The organism is Wolbachia endosymbiont of Madathamugadia hiepei (genome assembly GCF_013366855.1).
GTDB lineage: Bacteria > Pseudomonadota > Alphaproteobacteria > Rickettsiales > Anaplasmataceae > Wolbachia.
This window is the reverse complement of the sequence record NZ_WQMP01000081.1, coordinates 1-4,387: the sequence shown is the minus strand read 5'-3', so window position 1 is coordinate 4,387 and position 4,387 is coordinate 1. Positions and strand designations below refer to the sequence as shown.

At 36.5% G+C, this 4,387-nt stretch carries 6 protein-coding genes; 4 read left to right on the top strand and 2 right to left on the bottom strand.

What is annotated here, in order from left to right; translation table 11 throughout:
- A partial coding sequence (locus GO685_RS03575) for a signal recognition particle receptor subunit alpha (protein ID WP_175937604.1) occupies window positions 1-591 on the bottom strand: 591 nt, incomplete at its 3' end.
- Window positions 592-776: 185 nt separating this feature from the next.
- Here GO685_RS03575 and iscU point away from each other — a divergent pair.
- Genes iscU through GO685_RS03555 form a run of 4 tightly spaced genes read left to right on the top strand, consistent with a single transcriptional unit; the run spans window position 777 to window position 3,852 of the window.
- Window positions 777-1,157 (top strand): Fe-S cluster assembly scaffold IscU, encoded by a 381-nt coding sequence (gene iscU, locus GO685_RS03570; RefSeq protein WP_175937603.1) that lies wholly within the window; start codon window positions 777-779, stop codon window positions 1,155-1,157.
- 2 nt (window positions 1,158-1,159) lie between these two features.
- Complete coding sequence (locus GO685_RS03565) at window positions 1,160-1,564, top strand: HesB/IscA family protein (RefSeq protein WP_175937602.1); 405 nt, start codon at window positions 1,160-1,162, stop codon at window positions 1,562-1,564.
- Complete coding sequence (locus GO685_RS03560; protein ID WP_175937605.1) at window positions 1,557-2,015, top strand: iron-sulfur cluster co-chaperone HscB C-terminal domain-containing protein; 459 nt, start codon at window positions 1,557-1,559, stop codon at window positions 2,013-2,015. Before GO685_RS03565 ends, GO685_RS03560 begins: the two co-directional genes overlap by 8 nt.
- Window positions 1,993-3,852 carry an Hsp70 family protein gene (locus GO685_RS03555; RefSeq protein ID WP_175937601.1) on the top strand — a complete coding sequence of 620 codons (1,860 nt, stop codon included), beginning with the start codon at window positions 1,993-1,995 and terminating at the stop codon, window positions 3,850-3,852. The genes GO685_RS03560 and GO685_RS03555 overlap by 23 nt, the downstream gene beginning before the upstream one ends.
- Before the next feature lie 3 nt (window positions 3,853-3,855).
- Here the strand turns inward: GO685_RS03555 and lepB are convergent.
- On the bottom strand, window positions 3,856-4,387 hold a 532-nt coding region (gene lepB, locus GO685_RS03550), incomplete at its 5' end, for a signal peptidase I (RefSeq protein WP_175937600.1).

Below are 4,387 nucleotides of genomic sequence, written 5' to 3'. Positions count from 1 at the left end.
GTTATTTTGTAGCCTGCCTGCTGTATCAATCAAAACAACATCAACGTTCTCTTTTATAGCTTGGCTTACAGCTCTATATGCAACACTTGCAGAGTCGCTACCGTACTTTCCAGTAACAATGGAGCAACCAGAACGTTCTGCCCAAATGTTTAACTGTTCACTAGCAGCAGCTCTAAATGTGTCACACGCAACAAGCATAACGGATTTTCCCATCTCCTTATATTTATACGCGAGCTTACCTATAGTTGTGGTTTTACCATTACCATTCACTCCGCATACCATTATTATATGTGGTTTTTTGTTTAAAATTAGCGGTTGCACAGCAGGGTTCAATATCGATTCTATTTCGCTCATTAGCCGCTGCGTAATAATGTTATACCCAACTTCCTTGTCAAACTTAATGCTTGTGAGCCTGTCAATAATCAACTTAGAAGTTTTATGACCGATATCCATGCTAATTAGCAGCTCTTCCAGCTCATCTAAAAGCGACTGGTCTAATTTTTTTTTGCCAGAAAAAATACTCTTTACTCCATCGCTAAAGCGCGAAGAAGTTTTCAACAGACCTTTATAAAGATTACTAGACAAACTCAAGGAAGTACTCCTTTTAAAATTACAAACTTAATATAGAGAATGACATGCACTACATGAATTTGTAAAGAAAAATACACTCGCAACAGGTACATTTTGTGAGTAAAATATGCGGGTTGCTAGTGCATTTCACTTTAATTTTCAACCTAAATATGTTATAATGTAAGTAATGGTTTACGGGTAATTCTATGAGTTATAATGAGAAAATTTTAGATCATTACGAAAATCCAAGGAATGTTGGTTCTCTGGATAAAAATGATCCAAATGTTGGCACTGGCTTGGTAGGTGCACCATCATGCGGCGATGTGATGAAATTACAAATAAAGGTCAATGACAAAGGTATTATTGAAGATGCAAAATTTAAAACTTTTGGTTGTGGTTCTGCCATCGCTTCGAGCTCTTTGCTCACAGAGATGATCAAAGGAAAAACTATTGAAGATGTAACGAAGATAAAAAACACGCAAATAGTGGAAGAATTGTCTTTGCCTCCAGTGAAGATACACTGCTCGGTGCTTGCCGAAGACGCTATAAAAGCTGCTATTCATGATTACCAAAATAAACAAAAATAGCTATGAGTAAATATCAAGGAGTAAATGCTGCAAAGAAAGATAAGAAACTTATCACTATCACTGCAAATGCAGTAGAAAGGATAAGGCATTTATTGGATCGAAAACAGCATACTAACCTTGAGAAATCAGAAGAAGCAATAGGAATAAGAGTTCTAATTAAACAAAAGGGATGTTCCGGCTTAAAATATGATATTGAATACGCCTACGATACTCGTCCTTTAGAGTCAGTAATTGAAGAAAGCTGCAGTGATGGCCAAAAAGTCAAGGTATTGATCGATCCAAAATCTGTTATGTTTATCCTTGGCTCTGAAATGGATTACGTGGAGGAAAAACTCTCATCGGGTTTTGTTTTTAAAAATCCCAATGAGAAAGGAAAATGTGGTTGTGGAGAGAGTTTTCATGTCTAGCAACTATTTTACATTGTTTGAAATCGAACCAGCTTTCAACATCAGTTTTGATGCGCTAGAGAAAAAATACATTGAGCTCAGCAGAGCTGACATAAATGAAGGAGAGTCCAAAAACATGGAAAATATAAACAAAGCTTATCAAGTGCTAAAGTCCCCACTAAAACGTGCCGAGCATTTGCTGGATCTTTTTGGGGTAAAAAGCCAAAAGGATCACCTAAATTCTGAGATATTAAACGAATCAATGGAAATAAGAGAGTATTTGCTAGACTGTGATGATCTACAATTTGCGAGTAGGATGATTGATGAAAAGGTAAAAGATTGCACTAAAAGCCTAATTAATGCTTTCGCTACAAAGAATTTTGATGAAGCTACTACGCAAGTTTTGAGATTGAAATATTTATATAAGTCATTTGAGGAGATGAAGAAAAATGCGGCCAATTCAAATTTCTGAACCAAATTCAAATGAAACAGTGTTTGGTATAGACCTTGGCACTACCAATTCTTTAATTGCTATAGTGAATAAAGCTGGTGACGTGGAGATATTTAAAGATGAACAAGGAAGAGAACTGCTGCCTTCTGCTCTTTCATATGAAAATAGCATATTGAAAACCGGCTACGATGTTGGCCCAGATGCAATTTACTCAATGAAACGCCTAATGGGTAAAAGTGTCAAAGACTTGAACAAAGAAGGCATTAATTTTGAAATAGACAACGAAAGTGAAAAAGTTATTAGGGTAAAATGCTTGGAGGAGAAATATCTTACTCCTATTGAAATTTCTGCTGAGATATTAAAAGCTCTATGTGAGAGGGTAAAAAAGTCTACGGGAATAGAAGTAAAAAAAGCAGTGATTACTGTGCCAGCTTACTTTGACGATTCAGCACGTAATGCAACTAAGTATGCAGCAAAATTAGCTGGCATAGAAGTTCTGCGCCTTATTAACGAGCCAACCGCCGCCGCGCTTTCTTATTCCATTGAAAAGAACAATAACAGCAGAATATATGCCGTTTACGATCTTGGTGGCGGAACATTTGATATTTCAATATTGAAATTACACCAAAGAGTGTTTCAAGTTCTTGCAGTTGGTGGTGATACCAAACTTGGTGGTGATGATTTTGACCATCTGCTAAGCTCAATCGTACTCGATAAGTATAGAGAACAGGTGGGTTCAAGCGAAAGTGTCATCCCAGTGCCCAGACACTGGGATCCAGAAAACTTGATTGCAAATGAACATACCAGAAAGTTATATAATAAGAACTGGATTCCAGCGTCAGCTACTTGTGTGGCAGGGCCATCACTTATTGAATTACGTACCGTGAAAGAATATCTGAGCGAAAACACTGTAGGTACTTTTGAATTCAACATCAACGGCAAATTATTTAAATGCGAAATTACCAAAAAAGAATTCGAGCAAGCAATAAGTCCCTTGGTTAATAAGACTGTCAATATAGTTACTCGTACTATAGACGATATAGATCTTAAAATTGATGACATAAAAGGAGTAATTTTAGTTGGTGGTGCAACTAGAGTGCCATTAGTTCACGACTCGCTAGTCAAGCTCTTTGGAAATAAGGTACTGAATGATATAGATCCAGATAAAGCAGTTGTTATTGGGGCAGCCTTGCAGGCTCATTATTTAACTTCAAGCTCAAAAGATAGGAACATTCTCTTGGACGTTTTGCCTTTATCACTTGGCATAGAAACTATGGGAGGAATAGTTGAAAAAATCATACCAAGAAATACGCCATTGCCAGTTTCAGAAACAAAAGAGTTTACAACTTACGTCGATGGGCAAACGGCAATGAAAATTCACGTTTGTCAGGGAGAACGTGAAATGATAGAAGATAACAAATCTCTAGCGCAGTTTGAACTCAAAGGTATACCACTATTGCCTGCAGGTTCTGCAAGAGTTGAGATAGAGTTCACAGTTAATGTTGACGGAATATTGACTGTTACTGCACGAGAAAAAACCACTGGGATTGAGCAAGTAGTTGAAATAAATTCAAGTTTTGGCTTAAGTGAAGCCGATGTTCAAGATATGGTTAACCAGTCAATAAATAACTTTGATGAAGATATGAAGGCTCGTTCCCTTGCAGAAGCTAAAATTAATGGCAACAAACTCATACATTTGATTGAAGGCGATAATAGTCTTTCCTCTGATCAAAGGTTAAAAAATCTACTGCAAAACGCAAAAAAAGCTTTACAAGGAAATGATTTGAGTGAAATCAATAATGCTATTGCCAAATTAGAAAACCCTTCCTTAGAGTTGTGTGAATTGACAAATAGGTAGAGTTTACACAGCCTTGTGCAATATCCTGTCAAATCTCAGAGCAACAGGTATTCTAAAATTAAATGGCAACCAATCAATCTTCCCCAATTTAAACGATAAACCAACTATGCCCACACGCCCAATTATGTTTTCCATTGGTACAAAACCAATTTCAGGAAATCTACTGTCAAAAGAATTATTTCTATTGTCTCCCATAACAAAAAATTGATCTTTAGGTACATAGTAAACTGGAGTATTATATGATAGTTTATTGGAAACATTATCTATCAGAATCTCATGTTTTCTTCCATCTGGGAGTGTTTCTATATACCTTGGTACACTGCGACCTGATTCATAATCAGAAAAACTTTCAATTTGCCTTCGCTTTACCTTCTGATCATTTAGATATAATTCTCCCTCTATCATTTGCACTTTGTCACCTGGTACTCCTATTACTCGTTTAACAAATCTGATGCTGTCGTTTTTCGTAGGTTTAAAAACTATTATGTCACCACGCTTTGGAGGGATATAAAAGATCCTGCCGCTGAAAATATTT